21 protein-coding genes are annotated in these 24,607 nt (G+C 58.3%); 16 read left to right on the top strand and 5 right to left on the bottom strand.

From position 1 onward, the window contains the following. Positions 1-656: 656 nt before the first annotated feature. The 6 genes from ACLGE8_RS18180 to ACLGE8_RS18155 all read left to right on the top strand — a co-directional run bounded on the left by ACLGE8_RS18180 (position 657) and on the right by ACLGE8_RS18155 (position 6,438). Complete coding sequence (locus ACLGE8_RS18180; RefSeq protein ID WP_411000249.1) at positions 657-1,031, top strand: spore coat U domain-containing protein; 375 nt, start codon at positions 657-659, stop codon at positions 1,029-1,031. 14 nt (positions 1,032-1,045) lie between these two features. Next, positions 1,046-1,753, top strand: coding sequence for a molecular chaperone (locus ACLGE8_RS18175; RefSeq protein WP_411000247.1), 708 nt, complete (start codon positions 1,046-1,048; stop codon positions 1,751-1,753). 70 nt (positions 1,754-1,823) lie between these two features. Beyond that, positions 1,824-4,094, top strand: coding sequence for a fimbria/pilus outer membrane usher protein (locus ACLGE8_RS18170; RefSeq protein WP_411000245.1), 2,271 nt, complete (start codon positions 1,824-1,826; stop codon positions 4,092-4,094). A gap of 12 nt (positions 4,095-4,106) precedes the next feature. Beyond that, positions 4,107-5,078: a spore coat protein U domain-containing protein gene (locus ACLGE8_RS18165; RefSeq protein WP_411000243.1), complete on the top strand. Its 972-nt coding sequence runs from the start codon at positions 4,107-4,109 to the stop codon at positions 5,076-5,078. Between the two features lie 56 nt (positions 5,079-5,134). Then, positions 5,135-6,055: a LysR substrate-binding domain-containing protein gene (locus ACLGE8_RS18160; protein ID WP_411000241.1), complete on the top strand. Its 921-nt coding sequence runs from the start codon at positions 5,135-5,137 to the stop codon at positions 6,053-6,055. A 101-nt stretch (positions 6,056-6,156) separates the two neighbouring features. After that, complete coding sequence (locus ACLGE8_RS18155; RefSeq protein WP_411000239.1) at positions 6,157-6,438, top strand: hypothetical protein; 282 nt, start codon at positions 6,157-6,159, stop codon at positions 6,436-6,438. 99 nt (positions 6,439-6,537) lie between these two features. Here the strand turns inward: ACLGE8_RS18155 and ACLGE8_RS18150 are convergent, their stop codons facing one another. The 3 genes from ACLGE8_RS18150 to ACLGE8_RS18140 all read right to left on the bottom strand — a co-directional run bounded on the left by ACLGE8_RS18150 (position 6,538) and on the right by ACLGE8_RS18140 (position 8,517). Then, entirely contained in the window at positions 6,538-7,638 is a 1,101-nt protein-coding gene (locus ACLGE8_RS18150) for an alkene reductase (protein WP_411000237.1), read from the bottom strand. 15 nt (positions 7,639-7,653) lie between these two features. Continuing rightward, positions 7,654-7,866, bottom strand: coding sequence for a DUF1471 domain-containing protein (locus tag ACLGE8_RS18145; RefSeq protein WP_411000235.1), 213 nt, complete (start codon positions 7,864-7,866; stop codon positions 7,654-7,656). Positions 7,867-7,995: 129 nt separating this feature from the next. After that, positions 7,996-8,517, bottom strand: coding sequence for a protein disulfide oxidoreductase (locus tag ACLGE8_RS18140; RefSeq protein WP_411000233.1), 522 nt, complete (start codon positions 8,515-8,517; stop codon positions 7,996-7,998). Between the two features lie 222 nt (positions 8,518-8,739). Between ACLGE8_RS18140 and ACLGE8_RS18135 the strand changes: the two genes are divergently transcribed. Continuing rightward, positions 8,740-10,134: a glycoside hydrolase family 1 protein gene (locus ACLGE8_RS18135; RefSeq protein WP_411000231.1), complete on the top strand. Its 1,395-nt coding sequence runs from the start codon at positions 8,740-8,742 to the stop codon at positions 10,132-10,134. A gap of 64 nt (positions 10,135-10,198) precedes the next feature. Here ACLGE8_RS18135 and ACLGE8_RS18130 read toward each other — a convergent pair whose 3' ends face one another. After that, positions 10,199-10,858, bottom strand: coding sequence for a TetR/AcrR family transcriptional regulator (locus ACLGE8_RS18130; RefSeq protein ID WP_411000229.1), 660 nt, complete (start codon positions 10,856-10,858; stop codon positions 10,199-10,201). 79 nt (positions 10,859-10,937) lie between these two features. Between ACLGE8_RS18130 and ACLGE8_RS18125 the strand changes: the two genes are divergently transcribed. Further along, a complete protein-coding gene (locus ACLGE8_RS18125) occupies positions 10,938-12,452 on the top strand; it encodes an MDR family MFS transporter (RefSeq protein WP_411000257.1) in 1,515 nt (504 codons plus the stop codon). 83 nt (positions 12,453-12,535) lie between these two features. Here ACLGE8_RS18125 and ACLGE8_RS18120 read toward each other — a convergent pair whose 3' ends face one another. Further along, positions 12,536-12,952, bottom strand: a complete 417-nt coding sequence (locus ACLGE8_RS18120) for a GNAT family N-acetyltransferase (protein WP_411000227.1) — start codon at positions 12,950-12,952, stop codon at positions 12,536-12,538. 193 nt (positions 12,953-13,145) lie between these two features. Between ACLGE8_RS18120 and ACLGE8_RS18115 the strand changes: the two genes are divergently transcribed. The 8 genes from ACLGE8_RS18115 to ACLGE8_RS18080 all read left to right on the top strand — a co-directional run bounded on the left by ACLGE8_RS18115 (position 13,146) and on the right by ACLGE8_RS18080 (position 24,570). After that, on the top strand, positions 13,146-13,715 hold the full coding sequence (locus ACLGE8_RS18115) for a TetR/AcrR family transcriptional regulator (protein WP_411000225.1): 570 nt from the start codon (positions 13,146-13,148) through the stop codon (positions 13,713-13,715). A 136-nt stretch (positions 13,716-13,851) separates the two neighbouring features. Then, the gene (locus ACLGE8_RS18110) at positions 13,852-14,973 is read left to right on the top strand and encodes an efflux RND transporter periplasmic adaptor subunit (RefSeq protein ID WP_411000223.1); all 1,122 of its coding nucleotides are present in this window, start codon (positions 13,852-13,854) and stop codon (positions 14,971-14,973) included. Further along, a complete protein-coding gene (locus ACLGE8_RS18105) occupies positions 14,973-18,080 on the top strand; it encodes an efflux RND transporter permease subunit (protein WP_411000221.1) in 3,108 nt (1,035 codons plus the stop codon). The genes ACLGE8_RS18110 and ACLGE8_RS18105 overlap by 1 nt, the downstream gene beginning before the upstream one ends. Positions 18,081-18,083: 3 nt before the next feature. Next, positions 18,084-19,448 (top strand): efflux transporter outer membrane subunit, encoded by a 1,365-nt coding sequence (locus ACLGE8_RS18100; RefSeq protein ID WP_411000219.1) that lies wholly within the window; start codon positions 18,084-18,086, stop codon positions 19,446-19,448. Between the two features lie 426 nt (positions 19,449-19,874). Then, positions 19,875-21,038, top strand: coding sequence for a multidrug effflux MFS transporter (locus ACLGE8_RS18095; RefSeq protein ID WP_411000217.1), 1,164 nt, complete (start codon positions 19,875-19,877; stop codon positions 21,036-21,038). A 161-nt stretch (positions 21,039-21,199) separates the two neighbouring features. Continuing rightward, positions 21,200-22,099, top strand: coding sequence for an N-acetylmuramic acid 6-phosphate etherase (murQ, locus tag ACLGE8_RS18090; protein WP_411000215.1), 900 nt, complete (start codon positions 21,200-21,202; stop codon positions 22,097-22,099). 25 nt (positions 22,100-22,124) lie between these two features. Further along, entirely contained in the window at positions 22,125-23,576 is a 1,452-nt protein-coding gene (murP, locus tag ACLGE8_RS18085) for a PTS N-acetylmuramic acid transporter subunit IIBC (protein ID WP_411000213.1), read from the top strand. A gap of 91 nt (positions 23,577-23,667) precedes the next feature. Beyond that, positions 23,668-24,570, top strand: coding sequence for an EamA family transporter (locus tag ACLGE8_RS18080; RefSeq protein ID WP_411000211.1), 903 nt, complete (start codon positions 23,668-23,670; stop codon positions 24,568-24,570). Positions 24,571-24,607 lie beyond the last annotated feature (37 nt).

The following is a 24,607-nucleotide window of genomic DNA, read 5'->3' as shown; positions in this document are numbered from 1 at the left end:
ACTACGACCGGAAAACCCAGAGTGTGGTCCGGATAGACTGAAAAGTGTTACCTATGTTCCCGGTCTGATCTGTCACCTATGTATCCGGTCATACACTGCGCTTATCGGGCCTACGGGTGCGGTGCAATGGTAGGCCGGGTAAGCATCGCGCCACCCGGCAAAAAAGCGACACCCGAGCCCTACTATTTTTAGGGAAAGATCCTAAAATGTAGCGCCGAAATTATGCCATACATTTAATTAATGCTACATATCACTTTATAGAAATTAAAATAATCACCTGTTTTTATCCCACACACAATAGTCATTGTTTTATTTCAAATAATCACTTAGCCTATAAATATATCATATATTTTATATCTCTCGTTTATCACCAAATAAGGTGACGGGCGTTCTATTTTTAATAAAAAAGCCTTAAGGCAAATTGGCAGAATAATGTTATCTGCTCTATTTTTATATAAGGAATCAATGCTTCATACGTCATTGTTTTACTAGGGAAAAAGAATACCTATGTAGAGGTCAATACTATGAACACGTCTTTTAAGTTCATGTTTCTCGTTCCGATGTCCATATTTTTTATGCCATCGGCCTATGCCGTACTGGATACATCTATAACCAGTACCTTTCAGGTTCAGATAACGATAACCAAAACGTGCACCATGACCTCAGGTTCGCCGGTTTCCTTTGGCTCTGTCGTCGCGAACGTCGTCCCTGCAAAAGCCACCGCTAACCTGAGCGTAAACTGTTCTAAAGACACGCCCTTTACTATTGGTCTGCAGCCTTCTAATGGCAACAAGTCTGGTGCAGGCAGCATGTCCGGCACAGGAACCAACCCGGACAAAGTGGCTTACCAGCTCTACACCGACGCCAGCGGCTCAACGGTTTGGGGAAACAATACGACCACTGGCCCTAACCTTTTAGCGGGTTCCGGGCAGGGGGCTCCTCAGGCCGTGCCCGTGTACGCCGGTATTACCAATACGAACGTTACGCCAGATAACTATTCCGACACCGTGACGGTGACCTTTACCTATTAATTCAAGGAAGGCCTATGCTCCGACACTCGTCAGCGCTTGCCTGCCTGACCGCGCTCGCGCTTTTCAGCGGCGATATCGCCGCTAGCGGTCTGCAGGTCTCTCCTATCAGCTTAACGCTGCAGCAAAACCAACGCGCCGAGGGCCTTTGGTTGAGCAACTCAGGTGACAGCCCGGTTAACGCCCAGGTCCGCGTTTTCCACTGGAGCCAGAGTGGTTACAGCGACCAGCTTTCATCTTCGCAAGGCCTGGTCATCAGCCCACCCATGCTGAACATCCCACCCGGTGGCAAGCAGTTGATCCGCGTGATTCGCACCGGCCCACCGACGAAGGTAGAAGATGCCTATCGACTGTCGATTAACGAACTGCCGCCTTCTACAACGACTACAACGAAAAAAAACAGCCTGCAGTTTGTTATGCACTATTCCGTTCCGGTGTTTATCCAGCCGCCGGGGGCAACAGAAACGTTCGCCAGGCTGCAATGGCAGGTGGCGCAAAGCGACGGTCGAACCTGGCTACAGGTGAATAACCAGGGCGACGGCCATGCCCAGCTCGCAGAGGTCACATTGATTACGGCATCAGGCAGCCGAAAAAATATTACGCCTGGACTTTTGGGCTATGTACTGCCCGGTTCGACGATGCGCTGGCCTCTTCCTGCCAGCGCCGGTCAGGGAGAAAAGCTTGAAGTAACGGTCAATGGTCAAAAAACGGTACAAACGCTATAGCGGGCTAAGCCGTCTATTAATTATTTTATTATTCAACGTGTTATTCATAGCAAGGAGCACGTCTGCGGAAATGAAAAGCATGGATGGGGTCATTGCCGATAGCACACCGCTGGTCGGGACGGAGCTCTATCTCGACGTCACCCTGAATCAGAATCCCATTGGCCTGGCGCGATTTGGCTACGATCACGATAAGCTTTATGCCAGCGCCGATAGCCTGCGTAAAATCGGCCTGCGGATACCCGCAAACACGCCCGATCCGGTCTGTCTGAACGACCTCCCTCAGCTGCGCGTGCAGTACGACGCAAATCAGCAAACGCTGGCGCTGATGGCGCCGCTACAACAGCTGGATATGGCCACCACCCAGGTGAACCCGGACGACACGCCGAATCCCGATGCTGCCGCCTCGCGCGGGCTGCTACTCAACTACGATCTCTATGCCTCTCAGGGGCAAGCAGGGCAGAACAACGCCAGCGCCTTTAGTGAGCTTCGCGCCTTCAGCAGCGTGGGCGTGCTGAGCTCCACGCAGATATCACGTTACACCGGCAATAGCGATAACGTTAGCCAGAACAACGGTATGGTCCGTCTGGACACCAGCTGGCGCACCTCGTTTCCCAGACAGGCCATCGCGCTCAACCTGGGGGACATGCTCACCAGCGCCGTCAACTGGTCGCGCCCCACGCGCATCGCCGGGATACAGATAGGCACCGATTACAGCCTTCAGCCCTATACCCCCACCACGCCGCTGCCCTCGTTTTTCGGCTCCGCCACGCTACCTTCCAGCGTCGAGCTGTATATGAACGGCGTGAAGTACTACAACGGCGAAGTCCCGGCGGGTAATTTCGAACTGAATACGCTGCCCAATATCAACGGCGCAGGCGAGGCGCAGGTCACCATGACCGATGCGTTGGGTAAAACCACGGTGCAGAGCTTCTCGTTTTATAACGACCAGTCGCTACTGCGTCAGGGGTTGTCAGAATGGTCAGCGGAAGTCGGCGTGGTGCGTAATAACTACGGTTATGAATCCTTTGATTACGCCAGTACGCCCGCCTTTAGCGGCACCTGGCGACACGGCCTCAGCAACAGCCTCACCGCAGGCGGGCACGCCGAGGCCACCGAGAGTCTGATTAACGCCGGGTTCAGCAGCGACTGGATCCCCGGCAGCAACAGCGGAACCATTTCCACCGCGCTGGCAGCCAGCGCCGACGCAGGTAAAAACGGTTTCCTCTACAGCGTCGGCTATCGTTGGAACAACAGTCGCTTTAACTTCAGCACCACGACGATTGCCACGGCCGGGGACTACCATGACGTCGCCACCCGCTACGGAAGCCCACCGCCATCGCTTAATCAGAGTACCGTAGTCGGCTATAACACCGAGTCCTTCGGTAGCTTCAGCGTTGGCTATTTACAGTACCGCTCTCCCGGTCAGCCCACCCAGCGCTACACCAACGCCAACTGGTACCAGTCGGTGTCCAATCGCGTGTACCTCACCGCCGGGTTAAATCAGAACGTTGATCGCAGCCGCGACCGCAGCATATTTCTGGTCGTCAACGTCTCGTTTGATAACAACATCAATACCAGCACCACCGTACAGCGCAGCAATAATGATCAGATGAGCTACTCGTTCAACGCCAGCAAAACCCAGCCGTCTGATGGCGGCCTGGGCTGGAACATGGTGCTCAACCAGCAGGACAACCAGCAAGGCGGTCAGGGCGAGCTGGGCTATCTCGGCCGTTACGGCAAAGTGTACGGTGGTTACAGCAATATGTCGGGCAATCAGTCCGGTTACGCCGGAGCCAACGGCGCGCTCGTGCTGATGGGCGGCGGCCTGTTTGCATCGCAGACCATCAACAACGGCTTTGCGGTGGTCTCCACCGGCGGTATGCCTAACGTACCGGTGCTGCTGCAAAACAACCCGATTGGCACCAGCAACGACAGCGGCCTGCTGCTGGTCACGCCGCTCAACAGCTACCAGAAAAACGAGATCAGCATTAACCCGATGGACCTCCCGGCCAATATGCGGATCGATCCGGTGAACACCGTGGCGATCCCTGCCGATCGCTCCGGCACAATGGTCAACTTTACGGTAAAAACCGTACGTTCTGCGCTGATCGTGCTGAAAAATGCGCAGGGAGAGGTGATACCGGAAGGGTCATCCGCCACGCTGAACGGCGTGCAGAGTCAGAGCGCCGTGGTCGGCTTTGACGGCATGGTCTATTTCGACACCCTGGACGCGCATAACACCCTCAACGTGGTCACCAGCGCGGGTCGCTGTACGGCACAGTTCGATTACCCAGAAAAAACACGAGATATTCCACAAATTGGGCCATTAACGTGCCAATAAGGAGCAGCGATCATGTGGTTAAGAGTGATGATTTTACTGGTAGGGCTGTGCTTTTTCCCGCTAAAAAGCTTTGCTGTGAGCTGTACCGTTTCCCCCGTCCCCAATGTCGCCTTCACCAGCGCCGTATCCCCATTCAACAACACAAGTGATACGGTTATTAGTGTAAACGTTAACTACACCTGCACGGGGGCTGTACTCTCACTGCTGGGCGCCACCATCTGTTTCAACTTTGGCCCGTCGGCAAACGGATCCACTTTTCCCCGGCAGATGACCTCAGGCACGGCAAAAATTAACTATCAACTCTATCAGGACAGCGGGCATACCATCGTATTGGGCAATCAGGACAGCAACGCAAGCTTTAGCCCCAAGAGGGTTGCCTGGCGTATGCTGACTCTCAATGATTTAACCGGCTCCTTTACCGTCTATGCCGTCATACCTAAAGGGCAAAGTACGGCAGTCCCTGGAAACTATACGGACAACTTTCTCGCCATTAACGCCTCGATTACATCAATAATTAACCCGCTCAACCTGGGCGCAGCGTGTGGCAGCACGGTCGTCGGTAACTTTGCTTTTGGCGTCACCGCCACCGTCAGTAAACAGTGCCAGATAACCGCCACCAACACGCTTTCACTGGGTTCAGTTGCCTACACCCAAACCAATATTACCAGCAACAGCAACTTCACCATGGCATGCACAAACGGTACGGCCTACACCATCGGGCTCACCCCCTCAAACGGTAACACTACCGGGAGTGGCGTCATGAAAAGCACCGCGACGACCTCAACCAACCCGGACCTGGTTCCCTATCAGTTGAAATCAACGGCAGGAGTTTCCGGTCTCACATGGGGTAACGCATCTCCCAACCTGGTCGCAGATACCGGTACAGGATCCTCCGTCAACAAAACGGTCTACGCCCTGGTTCCCAACGCCAACTATCGCGCAGACAGCTACGCCGACACCGTCACCATCACCGTGACCTACTAAAGAAAATCTTTATCGTTCGCGTATACTGAGGCCATCATCCCCCAAGAGGAATCCGTATGCGCTCACTAAACCGCCTCAAATGGCTGCACGCCTTTGAAGCCACCGCTCGCCACGGCAGTTTTACCGGCGCGGCGCAGGAGCTGGGCGTGACGCCCGCCGCCGTGGGGCAACTGGTCAGGGCGCTGGAAGATTGGGTCGGGCACCCGCTGCTGCATCGCACGCGCTCGGGTAAAGAGCGGCTCACACTGGTGAGCGAAGCGCAGGAAGCGTTGCAGGACATCACCCAGGGGCTGGATAAACTCGAGTCCGGGCTGAACAAGCTGCGCGGCCGCCGGGCGCGTTCGGTGGTGGTGGTAACCGCCTCGCAGGTGCTGATGATGAACTGGCTGATGGAGCGGCTGAACCGCTTCTCTGAAGCGCATGATGCGATCGACCTGCGCCTGAACGTCACCGAAAAACTGATGGATGTCTCCCACGGCGAGGCCGACGTCGGCATCCGTTGCGGGCAGGGCGATTGGCCGGGGGTGGATAAAACCTGGCTGATGAATGAAGAAGCGGTGCTGGTCTGTAGCCCACGGTTGGTGCCGCCGGAGAAAACCGCCTGCGGCGTCTGGCTCTCGCAGCAAAAACTGATTCACGACGATACCCCGCACCCCGGCGCCAATTTTCCCGGCTGGGATGAGGTGCTCAGCACGCTAAACGCCCCAGCGGCAAAAGAGAGCGGGCTGCATATCAACTCCACTTCGGCGGTGATCCTCGCGGCGTTAAGCGGGCGCGGCGTGGCGATTGTGCGCCACGCGCTGGTGAAGGCGTTGATTAGCACCGGCCAACTGACGCAACTGCACCCCGACCATCGCTGGCCGCTCACCTGGTCCTATTATCTGGTCACGCCGCAGCATGCGGTTATGCGCCCGGAAGTGCGTATTTTCCACGACTGGCTGACAACGGACATCGCGGCGGAAAATGACGTCGCATAGAAAAACTATCCTGCACCGCAAGAAGATCTGATTTGTGGCAGTGGCCATGACTTCTGATAATTCAGGCAACCCAACTGCCACTATGAATACAGGAGAACATCATGGCCTGGTTGCAAATCACCCTCGATATCAGCCCCGAAAACCGTCCCGCCGCGGCGGGTGTTTATCAGCAGTACAAAGCGCCGTTCCTCAATACCATCGCCGGAGCAACGGCCAAAGAGCTGCTGATCCGCGAGGAAGACGTGCAGGTACTGCACGGCTTTAACACCCGCGAACAGGCGCAGGCTTACCTCAGCAGCGACCTGTTCACTCAGGACGTGGTCAAAGCACTGAAGCCGTATCTGAACAGTGCACCAGACGTGCGTATTTACGATGTAGCTTAAGGGAATTACCCCTCACCCCGGCCCTCTCCCCAAAGGGGCGAGGGAGAAAACCGTCGGTCCCCTCTCCCCTTTGGGGAGAGGGTTAGGGGGAAGCACCCATCACTCCGCCGTCGGATAATCCAGATACCCCGCCTTCCCACCGCCAAAGAACTGCTCCTTCACCGGTACGTTCAGCGGTAAATCATGCTCCAGACGGTACGGCAGATCCGGGTTAGCGATAAACGGACGGCCAAAACCAATCAGATCCGCCCAGCCTTTTGCCAGCGCCTCTTCGGCACGGGCTTTGGTGTATTTACCGGAGTAAATCAGCGTGCCGTGGAAGATAATCCGCAGCGCTTCTTTAAACGCGGCGGGCATCACCGGCGCATCATCCCAGTCGGCTTCGGCGATGTGAATATAGGCAATACCCATCTCGCTCAGCACGCTGGCCGCTGCCAGATAGGTCGCTTCCGGGGTATCGTCGCGTGAACCCATCAGCGTGGTCAGCGGCGCGAGACGAATACCCACGCGCTCTTTACCAATCGCCTCAGACACCGCAGCGACCACCTCTTTCATAAAGCGCAGACGGTTTTGCAGCGAGCCACCGTATTCGTCGTCGCGCAGGTTAGCCTGCGAATCAATAAACTGGTTAATCAGGTAGCCGTTCGCCCCATGCAGTTCAATACCGTCAAAACCGGCCGCAATGGCGTTACGCGCCGCCTGGGCATAGTCGTTGACGATAGCCGGGATCTCATCAGTACGCAGCGCGCGCGGCATATCGTGCTGCACCATCGCGCCGACGCCGCTTTCCGGGCCACGGCCTTCCACGTCGACAAACACCTTCACGCCTTCGGCCTGAATCGCCGAAGAGGAGACCGGCTGCGCGCCGTTCGGCTGCAGGACGTTGTGAGAAACGCGGCCCACGTGCCACAGCTGGGCGAAGATTTTACCACCCGCCTGATGCACGGCGCTGGTCACTTTTTTCCAGCCGGCAATCTGCGCGTCAGAGTACATACCCGGCGTCCAGGCATAGCCCTGGCCCTGCTGGCTGATTTGTGTGCCTTCGCTGATGATAAGCCCGGCGCTGGCACGCTGCGCGTAGTAGTCGGCCATCATGTCGGTCGCCACATCACCGGTTCCAGCGCGGGAACGGGTCATCGGCGGCATCACAATGCGGTTAGCCAGCGGCAGGTCGTTCAGAGAATAGTGATTGAATAACATGCTGTTTTCCCCCGCTTATTTGTACAGCTCAGCGCTCATGGTCACGGTGTTGCCCATGCGTGCGCTGGTGATTTTATAGTCGGAGGCGTTCATCTCTTTGGCTTTCTGCGCAATCGCCGCTTCAGCGGAGTCCAGCGTAGTGGCGGTCGCCGTGACGCTTTGCGCAGAGGCGCTAAAGGCAGCGGCAGAGAGAAGGGAAGCAGCAAAAATCGCGGTAAGGGTTTTCATGGTCGTATCCTGTTCGGTAAGGGACGTTACGCTCGGTAACGTGATGCGAAGAAGGATACGACCGCGGACTGATTACATAAATGGTATAAATCGCAATAGACTATTATCAATATCGCAATAGTATAAGGGTTACAGGCCCGCCCACCACAGGCGCATTTTCATGCCCCAGTAGCTCGTCCAGCCGGTCGTCACGCTAACCGGTTTGCCTTTGTCGATAACCACCAGCGTTGGCGTCACCTCGACCTGCCAGCGCTGGGCCAGCTCACCGCGCGCGTCGTTCACCACCGGCATGGTCAGCTGTTTTTTCTGCATCCACGTCGCCAGCCGCGCATCATCGCCAGAGCGCAGGGCGATGCTCACCACGTTGCCGCCCTGCTTCTTCAGCTTTTCAACCGACGGCGAGGTAAAGCGGCAGATGCTGCACCAGGTCGCCCAGACATAAACCAGCAGCGGGCGGGTCTCGCTCATCGCGGCGAAATCCAGCTGCTGGCCGTCTATTGTCTGCATGGTGGTGCCGGAGAAGGTGTCGGGCAGCGTCGGGCTGCGGAAGCGGTCAACGCCCCACATCAGCACCGCGGCTAACAGCAACAGCACGATAATTTCGCGCAGCCAGCGGTATACGCGGCGGCGCTGGAAAAATTCGCTCATCATGACCTCGTCAAAGTACGAGGCGTATCTTAGCGAGCCCGCTCAAACGGTGCTGTAAAGAAGTGTCTTGCGCCTGCGTCTATGCCTGAAGCAAGGCGCGAAAACAGTGATCAAGCGCGCGGAAAACGAAGCGGCAACCAGCGAAGATGGCTCCCCCGGTCTTTTTGCCAACGATGGCGATAACGTCATTTGCTGCCACAGCGCAGCTTTATTTCAGGAGATTCAATGACCACTTACGCGTTTCCGAACCACTTCTTCTGGGGCGCTGCTGCCTCTGGCCCACAAACCGAAGGCGCAGAGGGCAAGCCTCATCGCTCCATCTGGGACAGCTGGCACGCCGCACAGCCGGAACGCTTTTTCCAGGGAATAGGACCGGAGACGGTCTGTAACACGCTGCATCGCTACAAAGAAGATGTGGCGCTGATGAAGCACATCGGCTTCAACTCATTCCGCACCTCAATTCAGTGGTCACGGCTAATAGACGATCTCGAAACCGGCGAACCGAACGCCGACGCCGTCCGTTTCTATAACGACTATTTCGACGAAATGATCGCTAACGGCATCGAACCGATGGTCAACCTCTACCATTTTGATATGCCGGAAGCGTTGCAAAACCGCTACGGCGGCTTCGAGTCAAAGCACGTCACCGACCTGTTCGCCCGCTTTGCCGCCACCGCATTTCGCCTGTTTGGCCATAAAATCAAATACTGGATCACCTTCAACGAACCGATTGTGCCGGTAGAAGGTGGCTACCTGTACGACTTCCACTATCCGTGTAAAAAAGACGGCAAACTGGCCGCACAGGTGGCGTTTAATATCATGCTGGCGCACGCCAAAGCGGTCGAATGCTACCGCCAACAGCAGCTGCCGGGCGAGATTGGCGTGGTGTTAAACCTAACGCCGTCCTATACCCGCAACGACTCGCCGGAAGATAAAAAAGCGGCGTGGTATGCCGACCTGTTATTTAACCGCAGCTTCCTCGACCCGCTGGTGAAGCACCAGTTCCCGAAAGAGCTGTGCGAGCTACTGGCGCTGCATAACTGCTTGCCGGAAACCACCAAACAGGAAGTGTCGTTGATTACCGATTCAAGGATCGATTTCCTCGGCGTGAACTACTACGTGCCGCGTCGCGTCCAGGCGCGTGAGACCCCGTACACCCTCGACTATTTCTCACCGGAGTACTACTTCGAAAACTACGTCGACCCGAACGGCCGCTTTAATCCGTACCGCGATAACAATGAAATTCATCCGCAGGCTATCTACGATATTGCCGTCAATATTCGCGACAATTACGGCAATATTAAGTGGTATCTCGCCGAAATTGGCATCGCCATGGATTTGCAATCCGAAGGCCCGGTACAGGCAGATGGAGTGATTGAAGATGGCTTCCGCATCGGTCTGATGGAAGAACATCTGGTGCAGCTCCACCGCGCCATCGCCGACGGCGCGAATTGCTTCGGCGTGCACCAGTGGACGTTTATCGACAACTGGTCGTGGCTCAACTCGTTTAAGCGCCGCTACGGTTTTTACCGTCTCGATCTTGAAACGGGTGAGCGGCAGATTAAGCGCAACGGGCTGTGGTTTAAGGCGTTAGCGGAGAGTAACCAGTTTAGCCGGTAGGCCGGATAAGGCGTTCAACGCCGCCATCCGGCAATGTGCCGCATCGTGCCCGATGGCGCTACGCTTATCGGGCCGACATTGGGCCAATCCCCTGCTGGATCACCGCCAGTACGTTGTTGGTGATGACCTCCGGCGTCAGCATCGCCAGCCGCTCGTCGTTACGCATGCGGGAAAACGGCACCAGCACCAGGCTTAACAGCGTAGTGAACAGCAGCTCCGCGCTCAGGTGCGGGTTGATTTTTCCCTCATCCTGCCAGCGTTTCACCATCGCCAGCGTGGCGTGATATTTATCGTCGCCAAAGCGAGCGTGCAGATGCTGGCGCAGCACCGGCATTTCGCCAATCACCTCCTGCATCCACAGCGGGGCAAACCACTCGTGCTCGGCGGCAATCGCCGACAGGGTTTTCACCATCGCCGTCAGCGCTTTAACCGGCTCGTCGGGATAATCGCCAAACACGCCGCTTATTTTCGCGCGCAGCGGCAGAAAACGCTCTTCGATCATCACGTCGAGCAATTGCTCCCGTGAATTGAAATAGTAATGCAGCATGGCAGGCGTCACCCCGGCTTCGCGGGCAATGGCGTTCAGCGAGGTGCGTGCAATGCCCTGCCGGGAAAACAGCTGCAGGGCAATGTCTATCAGCTGTTCACGCTTTGCCGCATCCGGCTTGCTGCCGCGCGGGCGACCGGGTTTACGCGGCTCGAAATGGTCTTTTTGTGCTGGCATAGAAACGGGATCTCTTGACCTCTGGGTGATCTTCAATAAATATTAATTATACATTTAATTAATTTCAAGTGAGAACATGATGGCATCCGAAACGACGACGAACGCACAGCCGCCTCAACAGGCGGGTGTCACCTCAGTCCGTCTGCTGTTCAGCGCGCTCCTGCTGGTGATGCTGCTCTCCGCGCTCGACCAGACGATAGTCTCCACCGCGCTGCCGACCATTGTCGGCGAGCTGGGCGGCCTCGACAAGCTTTCCTGGGTGGTGACGGCCTATATCCTCACCTCCACCATCGTGGTGCCGCTGTACGGTAAGTTCGGCGATCTATTTGGCCGCAAGCGGGTGCTGCAAATTTCGATTCTGCTGTTCCTCGCCGGCTCAGCGCTATGCGGGCTGGCGCAGAACATGACGCAGCTGGTGCTGATGCGCGCCCTTCAGGGGCTTGGCGGCGGCGGGTTGATGGTGATCAGCATGGCGGCGGTAGCCGACGTGATCCCGCCTGCCGAACGCGGGCGCTATCAGGGGCTGTTCGGCGGCGTGTTTGGTCTGGCGACGGTTATCGGGCCGCTTATCGGTGGCTTTATCGTGCAACACGCCTCCTGGCGCTGGATTTTCTATATCAACCTGCCGCTGGGGCTGTTCGCGCTGTTTGTGATTGGCGCGGTATTCCACTCCAGCAACAAACGCAGCCAGCATCAGATTGACTGGCTGGGGGCGATTTACCTGACCATGGCGTTGGTGTGCATCATCCTGTTCACCACCGAAGGCGGCACGGTGCGCGAGTGGAGCGACCCGCAGCTGTGGTGCATTCTGGCCTTTGGCCTGATTGGTATCGCTGGGTTTATCTATGAAGAGCGGCTGGCGTTTGAGCCGATTATTCCGCTCTCGCTGTTCCGTAACCGCAGCTTCCTGCTGTGCAGCCTGATTGGCTTTATCATCGGTATGTCGCTGTTCGGCTCGGTGACCTTCCTGCCGCTCTATCTGCAGGTGGTGAAAAACGCCACGCCGACGGAAGCCGGGCTGCAGCTGATCCCGCTGATGGGCGGGCTGCTGCTGACTTCGATTATCAGCGGGCGGGCCATTAGCCGCACCGGGAAATACCGGATTTACCCCATCGTCGGGACGCTGATGGGCTTTATCGGGATGGTGCTGCTGACGCGCATTACCATTACCTCGCCGACCTGGCAGCTGTATCTGTTTACCGGCGTGCTGGGGATGGGCCTGGGGATGGTGATGCAGGTGCTGGTGCTGGCGGTGCAAAACACCGTGGCGGCGAACCTTTATGGCGTGGCAACCTCGGGGGTGACGCTGTTCCGCTCGATTGGTGGCTCTATCGGCGTGGCGCTGTTTGGCGCGGTGTTTACCTCAGTGCTGCAATCGCGGCTGACCAGCCTGTTACCTGAAGGCGCGGCGATTCCACCGGGGATGAACCCGGTGGCGATCCACCAGTTGCCCGACGCCATTCGCAGCGATTATCTCAGCGCCTTTGGCTCGGCGATTCACGCAGCGTTTATTATGGCGGCCTGCATTATGGTGGTGGCGTTCCTGCTATCGTGGTGGCTGAAAGAGGCACCGTTGAAAACCCGGCACGCGTAAAACAGCGCCGGATGGCGGCTACGCCTTATCCGGCCTACTCCAATCTGTAGGCCGGATAAGCGCAGCGCCATCCGCGGCAACCCTCACAATGCCTTGGTCAGATAGTGCCGCGCCATCCCCGCCAGCGGGAAATCTTCCAGCGTTTTCGCCAGTTCATACCCCTGCTTTTGATAAAACGGCAGCGCCTGGAAGCTGATGGTGTCCACCAGCGCATGGCGGCACCCTTTCTCCCGCGCCAGCGCCTCCGCGCGCTTGATAAGCTCGCTGCCGACCCCGTCGCCGCGCACCGTTTCGCACACCCACAGATAGTCGATACTGAGCCAGTCGCCTTTACGCTGACCAATCAGGCCGCCGCGCATCACGTCCTGTTCGTCGCGCAGGTAAACGCAGATATCGCACCAGTCCGTGGTGTCCACAAACTGGCGGTTATAGGCGCGAAGCCCAGTGAGTAATTCGTCTTTATCTTCCTGCGTAATAATTTCTTTAATAACAAAAGGCATATTTTCTCCATTATTTTTATTGGCCGTCCTTAGTAATTTCACAAAAAATTCTTTCTTTCTCCATTATTTTCTGAGCAAAGAAAAAAATAAAAAATCAGTATCAGAAAATGCTTTTCATCACGCTTTCGCTACGTATAATGAACACAAAATGAGAACGATCGTTCTCATCGTTTCAAAACGGTGGAGACCCGCAATGAGCAGCAAACTGGAGGCCCGGCAAAAAGCCCGGCAGGACGACATCATTACCGCCGCGCGGCGCTGTTTCCGCCAGAGCGGTTTTCATGCCGCCAGCATGTCGCAGATTGCCGCCGAGGCGAAGCTCAGCGTCGGGCAAATCTACCGTTATTTCAGCAACAAAGACGCTATTATCGAAGAGATGATCCGTCGGATTATCGACCATCGCATCGCCGAGATGGAGGGTAAAACCCAAACCCATCTGATGCCGCACATGCTGGCATGGCGCGAAACGCTGAGCGAAGATGACGATGCGCTGATGCTGGAGATGTCCGCCGAAGCCACCCGCAATCCACAGGTCGCCGCCTGGCTGAAAGCCGCAGATGAACGCATGTTCGCCAACGCCTGCGAGCATCTGCGTAAAACCTATCCCGAGTTAAGTGAAAGCCGAATCCGCTGCTGCGTAGAAGTGATGGCGGTGATGGTCGAAGGCACGATTTATCGTCGTCAGATCCCCCAACAGGTAGCGTCTGACGAGATGGAAAAAATCTATCAGGAAATTATTAATATGCTCGTATCCGCAAAATAATTAATTCCATTTAGATACCAGGGGATATTTTTATCCCCCTTTTGTCGTTTCCGGCCCTCCGGAGACGCAGGCTTTTTTACACCTGAAATCCTCACCCCTATTCGGCGAGGAGGGTGTCGTTCACCCTGAGAAAAATATGAAATACATAACAACCACCATCGCGGCATTATTTCTCCTGAGCGGATGCGATAATGCGCCAACCGCCTCTCCTGAGCGTCCCGCTCAGGAAGTGGGTATCGTCACATTACAAAGCCAACCCGTTTCCGTGGTCAGTGACCTGACCGGGCGCACCACCGCCGCACTGAGCGCTGAGGTGCGCCCGCAGGTCTCCGGCATCATCCAGAAACGGCTTTTTAATGAAGGCGATAACGTCAAAGCGGGCCAGCCGCTGTACCAGATTGACCCGTCCAGCTTCCGCGCCACCTATAACGAAGCCGCCGCCGCGCTGAAGCAGGCGCAGGCACTGGTCGTCGCCGACTGCCAGAAAGCGCAGCGTTACGCGCTGTTGGTGAAAGATAACGGCGTCTCGCGGCAGGATGCCGACGATGCGCAGTCCACCTGTGCGCAGGACAAAGCCAGCGTCGAGTCGAAAAAAGCGGCGCTTGAGAGCGCGCGCATTAACCTCGACTGGACCACCGTCACCGCGCCGATTACCGGGCGCATCGGCATCTCTTCCGTCACGCCAGGGGCGCTGGTCACCGCCGAACAGACCACTGCGCTAGCTACCATTCGCGGCCTCGACACCATCTACGTTGACCTCACCCGCTCCAGCGTCGACCTGCTGCGCCTGCGCAAGCAGTCGCTGGCGACCAACAGCGATACCCTGAGCGTGACGCTGACCCTGGAAGACGGCAGCACCTACAGCGAAAAAGGCCGCCTGGCGCTCACCGAAGTGGCGGTGGATGAGTCCACCGGTTCGGTTACGCTGCGCGCCGTGTTCCCGAACCCGCAGCACCAGTTGCTACCGGGCATGTTCGTGCGCGCCCGCATTGACGAAGGGGTGATGAGCGAGGCGATTCTTGCCCCGCAGCAGGGTATTACCCGCGACGTGAAGGGCAACGCCACCGCGTTAGTGGTGGATGCCAATAACAAGGTTGAGCAGCGCACGCTGGAAACCGACGGCACCTACGGCGACAAGTGGCTGGTACAAAGCGGCCTGAAAAACGGCGACCAGCTGATTGTGGAAGGCACCGATAAAGTGACGGTTGGGCAGACGGTGAAACCCGTTGCCGTGCAAAGCAACGGAGGCAAAGCCTGATGTTCTCTCGCTTCTTCGTGCGTCGCCCGGTCTTCGCCTGGGTTATCGCTATTCTGATCATGCTCGCCGGGATGCTGGCTATCCAGACGCTGCCGGTGGCGCAGTACCCGGACGTGGCCCCGCCAACCATCCAGATTTCCGCCTCCTACACCGGGGCCTCCGCCGACACGCTGGAAAACAGCGTCACCCAGGTGATTGAGCAGCAGCTTACCGGCCTCGATAACCTGCTCTACTTCTCCTCCACCAGCAGCTCGGACGGCACGGTCAGCATCAACGTCACCTTCGAGCAGGGTACTGACCCGGATACCGCGCAGGTTCAGGTGCAGAACAAGGTGCAGCAGGCGGAATCCCGTCTGCCGAGCGAAGTTCAGCAGGCGGGCGTAACGGTGGTGAAATCCCAGAGCAGCTTCCTGCTGATCATGGCGGTTTACGACACCACCGACAAAGCCACCAGCTCGGATATCGCCGACTGGCTGGTCAGCAACATGCAGGACCCGATGGCGCGTATTGAAGGCGTCGGCAGCCTGCAGGTGTTCGGCGCGGAATACGCTATGCGCATCTGGATGGACCCGGCAAAACTGGCCTCTTATTCGCTGATGCCGTCCGACGTCGAAACGGCAATTGAAGCACAGAACGTGCAGGTCTCTGCCGGTAAAATCGGCGCGCTGCCGTCACCAGCTACCCAACAGCTTACCGCCACCGTGCGCGTGCAGTCGCGCCTGCAAACGGTCGAGCAGTTCAAAGATATCATCGTGAAAAGCCAGTCCAACGGCTCGGTGGTGCGCATTGGCGACGTCGCCCGCGTTGAGATGGGCAGCGAAGACTACACCGCCACCGCCAAGCTGAACGGCCACCCGGCCGCCGGGGTGGCGGTGATGCTGGCGCCGGGCGCCAACGCGCTAGATACCGCCACCCGCGTGAAGGACAAAATCGCCGAGTTCCAGCGTAATATGCCGCAGGGCTACGAGGTCGCCTTCCCGAAAGACAGCACCAAATTCATCAAGATCTCCGTTGAAGACGTGGTGAAAACGCTGTTTGAGGCCATCGCTCTGGTGGTCTGCGTGATGTACCTGTTCCTGCAAAACATCCGCGCGACGCTGATCCCGGCGCTGGCGGTACCGGTGGTGCTGCTCGGCACCTTCGGCGTGCTGGCGCTGTTCGGCTACTCCATCAACACCCTGACGTTGTTTGCCATGGTGCTGGCGATAGGCCTGTTGGTGGATGATGCCATCGTGGTGGTGGAAAACGTCGAGCGTATTATGCGCGACGAAGGGCTGCCCGCCCGCGAAGCCACCGAAAAATCGATGGGCGAAATCTCCGGCGCGCTGATTGCCATCGCGCTGGTGCTGTCGGCGGTGTTCCTGCCGATGGCCTTCTTCGGTGGCTCCACCGGGGTGATATACCGTCAGTTCTCGGTCACTATTATCTCCGCCATGATGCTGTCGGTGGTGGTCGCCTTGACCCTGACGCCCGCACTGTGCGGCTCCATTCTTCACCACACGCCGCCGCATAAAAAGGGCTTCTTCGGCAAGTTTAATCGCTTCTACAGCGCCACCGAGCACGGCTACAAACACCGGGTGATGAACGTCCTGCGCCGCTCCGGCGTGGTGATGGTGGTGTATCTCGCCATCTGCGGCGGCATGGCGCTGGCGATGTGGAAACTGCCGGGCAGCTTCCTGCCGGTAGAAGATCAGGGCGATGTGATGGTGCAGTACACCCTGCCCGCAGGTGCCACGGCTTCCCGTACCGCCGAGGTGCGCCAGCAGGTGATCGACTGGTTCCTGACCAAAGAGAAAGCCAACACCAACGTCATTTTCACCGTCGATGGCTTCAGCTTTAGCGGCAGCGGGCAGAACGCCGGGATGGCCTTCGTAGCGCTGAAAAACTGGTCGCTGCGTCCGGGCGAAGAGAACAGCGCGCAGGCTATTGCGCTGCGCGCTACCAAAGAGCTCAGCAGTATTCGTGACGCCACGCTGTTCGCCATGACCCCACCCGCCGTTGATGGCCTGGGGCAGAGCAACGGTTTCACCTTCGAGCTGATGGCCAACGGCGCGACCGACCGCGATACGCTGCTGAAAATGCGCAACCAGCTGATTCAGGCCGCCAACCAGGACCCATCGCTGCACGCCGTACGCGCCAACGATTTGCCGCAGATGCCGCAGCTTCAGGTGGATATCGACAACAACAAGGCCGTCTCGCTGGGCCTGTCGCTGAGCGATGTCACCGCGACGCTCTCCAGCGCCTGGGGCGGCACCTACGTGAATGACTTTATCGACCGCGGGCGCGTGAAAAAGGTCTATATCCAGGGCGATAGCGACGCGCGCGCCGTGCCGTCGGATCTCGGGAAATGGTTCGTGCGCGGCAGCGATGACAGCATGACGCCATTCTCCGCCTTCGCCACCACCCGCTGGGAATACGGCCCGGAAAGCCTGGTGCGCTACAACGGCTCCGCCGCCTATGAAATTCAGGGCGAAAACGCCGACGGCTTTAGCTCCGGCGTGGCGATGGCGAAGATGGAAGCGCTGGCCAACAGCCTGCCTGCCGGCACCACCTGGGCATGGAGCGGCCTGTCGCTACAGGAAAAACTGGCGAGCGGTCAGGCGATGAGCCTGTACGCCATCTCGATTCTGGTGGTGTTCCTCTGTCTGGCAGCGCTGTATGAGAGCTGGTCGGTGCCGTTCTCGGTCATCATGGTTATCCCGCTCGGCCTGCTTGGTGCGGCGCTGGCGGCGTGGATGCGCGGGCTCAGCAACGACGTTTACTTCCAGGTAGCGCTGTTGACCACCATCGGGCTGTCGTCGAAAAACGCCATTCTGATCGTCGAGTTCGCCGAAGCCTCCGTGGCACAGGGCTACTCGCTGACCCGCGCGGCCATGCGAGCGGCACAAACCCGTCTGCGTCCGATCATCATGACCTCACTGGCGTTTATCGCCGGGGTAATGCCGCTGGCGATCGCCACCGGGGCGGGCGCGAATAGCCGCGTCGCCATCGGTACCGGGATTATCGGCGGTACGCTGACGGCTACCCTGCTGGCGATTTTCTTTGTTCCTCTGTTCTTTGTGCTGGTGAAACGTCTGTTCGCCGGTAAACGCGGTCGTCAGGAGTAAGTTATGTTTCGTTTGTCTTTGTTATTTATTGCGTTCCTGAGCGTTGGCTGCGTGTCGATGGACCCCAACTATCAGCGCCCGGACGCGCCTATCCCGGCGAGCCTGCCGGGCAGCCACGGCGAAGCCACCGCGGTTGTCGGTAACTGGCAGCAGGTGGTGAACGATATGCGCCTGCAAAAGCTGGTGAGCCAGGCGCTTAACAGCAACCGCGATGTGCAAAAAGCGATTGCTGACATTGACGCCGCCCGCGCGCAATACGGCGAAACCCGCGCGTCGCTGATGCCAACCGTCAACGCCGAGCTCAGCAACACCCGCAGCCGTACGTTGGCTAACGGGGTGAGCACCACTACGCAGGCCGACGGCGCGGTCTCCAGCTTCGAGCTGGATCTGTTTGGCCGTAATCAGAGCCTGTCCCGCGCGGCGCGAGAAACCTGGCTTGCCAGCAAATTCACCGCGCAGAACACTCGTCTGACGATGATTGCCGAGCTGACCAGCGCGTGGGTGACGCTGGCGGCGGATAACAGCAATCTGGCGCTGGCGCAGCAAACCATGGCCAGCGCCGCGGACTCGCTGAAAATCGTCCAGCGCCAGCAGCAGGTTGGCACCGCGGCGGCCACCGACGTCAGCGAGGCGATGAGCGTCTATCAGCAGGCCCGCGCCAGCGTCGCCAGCTATCAGACGCTGGTAATGCAGGATAAAAACGCCATTAACCTACTGGCAGGCGAAACGGTACCGGACTCCCTGCTGCCCGGCACGCTGGAGAGCCTGGCCGCCAACACCATCTCACTGGTCCCGGCGGGCGTCTCGTCCTCCGTACTGCTGACGCGCCCGGATATTCAGGAAGCGGAGCACAATCTGAAGAGCGCCAACGCCAATATCGGCGCGGCGCGCGCCAACTTCTTCCCAACCATTTCCCTCACCGCCAGCGCCGGAGTGGGCAGCGATGCGCTATCGTCACTGTTTAGCCACGGCATGAGCGTCTGGTCATTTGCGCCGTCCATTTCACTGCCGCTGTTTACCGGCGGCAGCAATCTGGCGCAGCTGCGCTACGCCGAGGCGGAGAAAAAGGGGCTGATTGCCACCTACGAGAAGACGATTCAGAGCGCGTTTAAAGACGTGGCGGATGCGCTGGCGCGTCGCCAGACGCTGAGCGAGCAGTTGGATGCCCAGCGCCAGTATGTGGCGGCGGAACAGCAGACGCTGGACGTGGCGATGAAGCGCTATCAGGCGGGCGTCGGGGATTACCTGACCGCGCTGACGGCGCAGCGTACGTTATGGTCGGCGCAGCAGACGCTGGTTGCGCTACAGGAGACGGATCTGGCGAACCGGATTACGCTGTGGCAGTCGCTGGGGGGCGGAGCGAGCTGATGTGTTGGTGCGGGGGTTTCCCCTCACCCTAACCCTCTCCCCGAAGGGGCGAGGGGACCGTTCAATATCGTAAGTTAATCACGGCGCGGGTTTTCTCCCCCCAAGGGGTGAAGGGACCGTTCGATGTCGTAAGTTAATCACGGCGCGGGTTTTCTCCCCCCCAATGGGCGAAGGGACCGTTCGGTGTCGTAAGTTACTTACGGCGCGGGTTTTCACCCCCCCAAGGGGCGAAGGGACCGTTCGGTGTCGTAAGTTACTTACGGCGCGGGTTTTCTCCCCCCCCCCAATGGGCGAAGGGACCGTTCGGTGTCGTAAGTTAATTACGGCGCGGGTTTTCTCCCTCTCCCTTCCAGGGAGAGGGCCGGGGTGAGGGTGCAACAAGCACCATCCCCCACATTGATGATGAAAAATAAAAAAGGAGCTTTCATGTCGCGTATTTCCCTTTCCTGGGTCGTGGTGCTGGGCCTGCTTTGCGCCATCGGCCCACTGTGCACCGACTTTTACCTACCGGCGCTGCCGGAAATCACCGATCAACTGAGCGCCACCGGCACCCAAACCCAACTGTCGCTCACCGCCGCGCTTATCGGCCTGGGTCTCGGCCAGCTATTTTTCGGCCCGCTCAGCGACCGCATTGGCCGCCGCAAGCCGCTGGCACTCTCTCTGCTGCTGTTTATCTTCTCCTCAGCGATGTGCGCCGTTACCCACGATATCCATATGCTGATCGCCTGGCGCTTCCTGCAGGGCTTCGCGGGTGCAGGCGGTTCCGTGCTGTCACGATCGATCGCCCGCGACCGTTATCAGGGCACACAGCTGACGCAGTTTTTCGCCCTGCTGATGACCGTCAACGGCATCGCCCCGGTGCTTTCACCGGTGCTGGGCGGCTATATCATCACCGCCTTCGACTGGCGCATTCTGTTCTGGACGATGGCGGGGATCGGCGCAGTGCTGCTGGCCTTAAGTCTCGTGGTGCTGCACGAAACGCTGCCGCCAAAAAGCGCGAATACCACGCAGCAGGCTAAAGGTACGCCGGTACTGAAAAACCGCCGCTTTATGCGCTACTGCCTGATTCAGGCCTTTATGATGGCCGGGCTGTTCTCCTACATCGGTTCGTCGTCGTTTGTCATTCAAAGTGAATACGGCATGAGCGCCATGCAGTTCAGCCTGCTGTTTGGCCTGAACGGCATCGGGCTGATTATTGCCGCGCTGATTTTCTCCCGCCTGGCCCACCACACTCCCGCAGAAACCTTGCTGCGACGCGGCCTGTTGCTGGCGGTATTCTGCGCGCTGGTGACGCTACTGCTCGCCTGGCAACAGCACGCCGTGCTGGCGCTGGTGGGGCTGTTCTTCACCGTGTCGTTTATGAGCGGCATCAGCACCGTCTCTGGAGCCGAAGCGATGAACGCGGTGGATAGCGCGCAGTCAGGCACCGCCTCCGCGCTGATGGGCACGCTGATGTTCGTCTGCGGCGGCATCGCCGCACCGCTTGCGGGCCTTGGCGGCGAAACGATGCTTAAGATGAGCCTCGCCATGGTCATTTCCTACGGTCTGGCGCTGTTCTTCGGTCTGCTGAAGCCTCGTGTAGCGCAATAATCCCTTTCGCGGTAATAAAATATTCCAATGTTATTACCGCGAATTTCCTGACATCATCGAAATTACCGCGTACCCCCAACGTGCTAATCGTGATACTCTTCACATGATTGGAATAATTAATTCCTTATACTGCCTGCCACTGAGAATGATGAGGTTTCCTGATGAGTATCGACCTGAGCAAACTGCTGACCGAACGCCGCAACGCCAACAGCGCTAACATTGACACCCTCTCCACTGAAGCGATGCTGACGGTGATTAACAACGAAGATCAGCTGGTTGCCCATGCGATCACCCCCTACATTCCGCAGATTGCCCAGCTCGTTGATGCCGTGGCAGAGGCATTTCGCCACGGCGGGCGCCTGATTTATATCGGCGCGGGCACCTCCGGGCGTTTAGGCATTCTCGATGCCAGCGAATGCCCGCCGACTTTTGGCACCCGCCCGGAACAGGTTGTTGGCCTGATTGCCGGTGGCCATACCGCCATTCTGAAAGCCGTAGAAAACGTGGAAGACAACGCGGCGCGCGGCCCAGAAGATTTACAGGCGCTGGGCTTTAACGAACGCGATGTGCTGGTCGGCATCGCCGCCAGTGGGCGCACCCCGTACGTGCTCGGCGCAATGGAATATGCCCACCAGCAAAACGCGCTGGTCGCCATTGTGAGCTGCAACCCGCACGGCGAAATGGCGCAGCGCGCAGATATCGCCATCACCCCGGTCGTCGGCCCGGAAGTGGTCACCGGCTCTACCCGCCTGAAGGCTGGCACCGCGCAGAAGCTGGTGCTGAACATGATTACCACCGGCGCGATGATCCGCAGCGGCAAGGTCTACAGCAACCTGATGGTGGATGTGGAAGCCACCAACGCCAAGCTGATTGAACGTCAGGTCTCCATCGTAATGGAAGCCACCGAATGCGACCGCGACACCGCGCAGGCGGCGCTTGACGCCTGCGGACGTCACTGCAAAACCGCCATCGTGATGGTGCTGGCAAACCTGAGCGCCGAAGAAGCCAAACAGCTGCTGGCGGATAACAACGGCTTTATTCGTAAAGCGTTAAATCACTGATTCGACTGACTGGGGATACCGTGGAATGGCCAAAATAAATAAAGCGATGATAGCTCGCCTCCTCGACCTGGTTGGCGGTGCGCCGAACGTAGTCCAGGCGGGTAACTGCATGACCCGTCTGCGTTTAACCTTACGCAGCGACGTCCACGCCGACGTGGCGGCCATCCGCCAGGTCGAAGGCGTGCTGGGCGTGGTCGTCAGCGAGGAGCAGTTTCAGATAATCCTCGGGCCGGGCAAAGCGCAAAGCGCCGCCGAGCTGATGAACGAACTGCTGGAAAACGAACCTGCCGCGCAGCAAACACCCGCCAGCGGCGAGTCACTCGCCGATATCGCCAGCGCCAAAAAACAGGAGCTAAAGGGCAAACAGACCGGCGGCGTGCAGAAGTTTCTGGCGAAGTTTGCCACCATCTTTACCCCGCTGATTCCAGGCTTTATCGCCGTCGGGCTGCTGTTGGGCTTTGCCACGCTCGCCGAGCAGCTTTTCGTGCTGGAGAACGCGCACCCCAACGCCACGCTGGTGGGTATCATCAGCTACATGAAAATCTTCAGCAAAGGGATGTTCACCTTCCTGAGCATTCTCATTGGCTATAACGCGCAGAAAGCCTTTGGCGGCTCCGGCGTCAACGGCGCCATCATCGCCGCGCTGTTTATCCTCGGCTATGACCCAAAAGCCACCGTCGGCTTCTACTCCGGTATCACCGATTTCTTCGGTCACGGTATTGATCCGCGCGGCAATATTATCGGCGTGCTGATCGCCTCGATTATCGGCGCGTGGGTAGAAAAACGGGTGCGCCGCATCATGCCGGCTAACCTGGATATGATCCTCACCTCGGCGGTGACGCTGCTGATCATGGGCGCAGTCACCTTCGTGGTGATTATGCCTATCGGCGGCTACCTGTTTACCGGAATGTCCTGGCTGTTCCTGCACCTCAACGGCAACCCGTTCGGCTCTGCGGTGCTGGCCGGTCTGTTCCTGCTGGCAGTGATGTTCGGCGTGCATCAGGGCTTTGTGCCGGTCTATTTTGCGCTGATGGAAGCGCAGGGCTTCAACTCGCTGTTCACCATTCTGGCAATGGCCGGTGCGGGCCAGGTGGGAGCAGCGCTGGCGCTCTACGTCCGCGCGAAGCAGGATTCCCTGCTGCGTACGCAGATTAAAGGCGCCATCATTCCCGGCCTGCTCGGCGTGGGCGAACCGTTGATTTACGGCGTCACGTTGCCGCGCATGAAGCCGTTTGTCACCGCCTGTCTCGGCGGCGCCTGCGGGGGCTTCTTTATCGGTCTGGTGGCCTGGCTCGGGCTGCCGGTTGGCCTCAACACCGTCTTTGGCCCGTCCGGCCTGGTGGCGCTGCCGCTGATGACCTCGCACAGCGGCATCTACGCCGGGATGGCGGTCTACGCGGCGGGCCTGCTGGTGGCCTACTTCTTTGGCTTCCTGCTGACCTGGCTTTTCGGCAGCAAAAACGTCGACCTCAGCTAACCCTTTTGCCCCCGGCGCACCGCTGGGGGCAAGCCTCTGCCCATGCTATGATGCCCGCCAGAATAAAATCATATGACAGGGTTGAGGAAAAATGGGTGCCACCAGAAAAGGGATGCTGAACGTCTTAGTTGCAGCGATATTGTGGGGAAGTTCAGGCGTTTGTGCGCAGTACATCATGGAACACAGCCAGATGCCGTCGCCGTTTCTGACGATGATTCGCCTGCTCTCCGGTGGCTTTATCCTGCTGACGTTCTCCTTCCTGCACGGCGACGGCATTTTCCGCATCCTGAAAGACCGCAAAGACATTCTCAGCCTGCTGCTGTTCTCCCTTGTCGGCGCGATGACCGTACAGCTCACCTTCCTGCTGGCGATTGAAAAATCCAACGCCGCCACTGCGACGATTTTGCAGTTCCTGTCGCCGACCATTATCGTTGCCTGGTTCGCCATCGTGCGCAAAGCCCGCCCAGGGCGCTTCGTCTTTGCCGCCATCGCCACCTCGCTTATCGGCACGTTCTTGCTGGTCACCCACGGCGACCCAACGTCGCTCTCAATCTCCGGCGCGGCGCTGTTCTGGGGGATCGCTTCGGCCTTCGCTGCGGCGTTCTACACCACCTACCCGTCCACGCTGATTGCCCGCTACGGCACGCTGCCGATCGTCGGCTGGAGCATGCTGCTCGGCGGCGCGATGCTGCTGCCGTTTTACGCGGGAGATGGCGCCAACGTGGTGATTACCGGCAACCTGCTGCTGGCGTTCTTCTACCTGGTGGTGATTGGCACCTCCCTCACCTTTAGCCTGTATCTTAAAGGCGCGCAGATGATCGGTGGACCTAAGGCCAGTATTCTCAGCTGCGCCGAACCGCTGAGCAGCGCACTACTCTCGCTGCTGCTGTTGGGCATCAGTTTTACCCTGCCGGACTGGCTGGGCACGCTGCTGATCCTCTCCTCGGTGGTGCTGATTTCTCTGGATTCACGCCGCAGAACCAGGACCGCATAGCACCGTACTGCCCGATAGCACCAGGCTATCGGGCCCG

It is taken from the genome of Kluyvera sp. 142486 (assembly GCF_046569695.1).
In the GTDB taxonomy this organism is placed as follows: domain Bacteria; phylum Pseudomonadota; class Gammaproteobacteria; order Enterobacterales; family Enterobacteriaceae; genus Kluyvera.
This window is presented reverse-complemented; position numbering and strand designations above follow the sequence as displayed.